Source organism: Propionivibrio soli, assembly GCF_025770765.1.
Lineage (GTDB): Bacteria > Pseudomonadota > Gammaproteobacteria > Burkholderiales > Rhodocyclaceae > Propionivibrio > Propionivibrio soli.
Genome location: NZ_JANZKY010000036.1, coordinates 1 through 844, shown reverse-complemented (window position 1 = coordinate 844; position 844 = coordinate 1). Strand labels below are relative to the sequence as shown.

The window sequence follows — 844 nt, the reverse complement described above, 5'->3', positions numbered from 1 at the left end:
CTATGAAAAACCTTACCATCGCCAAGCGGCTCATCCTTCTAATCGTCGTCTCGGTAGTGGCTTTGATTCTCGTCGGTGTCGATGGACTCTCCGCGGCGATCGATGCACAAAAAGGGGTCAGTCAGGTCCGCGACGACAGCCTGGTCAGCATAAAAACCCTGGCGGGTGTCCGGAGTTCTTTTCAGCAACTTCGCGTCAACGTTTACGCGCATGTGCTCACGGCAGACGATAAAGGGATGGCTGAGGTTGAAAAGAACATCGAGAACATCATCGGAACAATGAACAGCGAGCTAAAAAAATACGAAGGGATGCTCTCGAACGACGAAGACAAAAAACTGTTTGAAGAGGACAAGCAATTCCTCTCGCAGTATCTGGGAATGCTGAATGAGAAACTGCTTCCCAAATCCAGGAAGAATGAAACGGCAGAGGCCATCGCGATCGTGCGGGGAGAGATGCGCCCTGTGGCGCAAGCCACGTCCGAAGCGCTAAACAAGCACGTGGCGTTTAACGAGAACATGGCGAGCAACTACGCTACCAAGGTCGTGGCGTCCGTTACCTCAGCAATCAACACATCAATCGCCACGATCGTGCTGGCCGTTCTTGTTGTGGCGGCAATGGGATATTTCATGCTTAGCAGCATTCGCGGATCCCTCAACCAAATACGTGACAGCGTTTCCCAGGTCGAAACAAACCTTGATTTCACCCAACGCGTCAACGTGTTGAGAGAAGATGAAATTGGTTTGACGGCGCAAGCGCTGAACCGCCTTATCGATAAATTGCAGGGCAACCTCAAGACGATTCTGGAACGCTCGGCCTCGGTTGCCCATTCTGCGAACCAGATGGC

1 protein-coding gene is annotated in these 844 nt (G+C 52.1%); it reads left to right on the top strand.

Annotation, left to right across the window (positions count from 1 at the left end):
* Window positions 1-844, top strand: an 844-nt coding sequence (locus NZ453_RS21855) for an MCP four helix bundle domain-containing protein (protein WP_263773126.1), incomplete at both ends; no start/stop codon positions are given.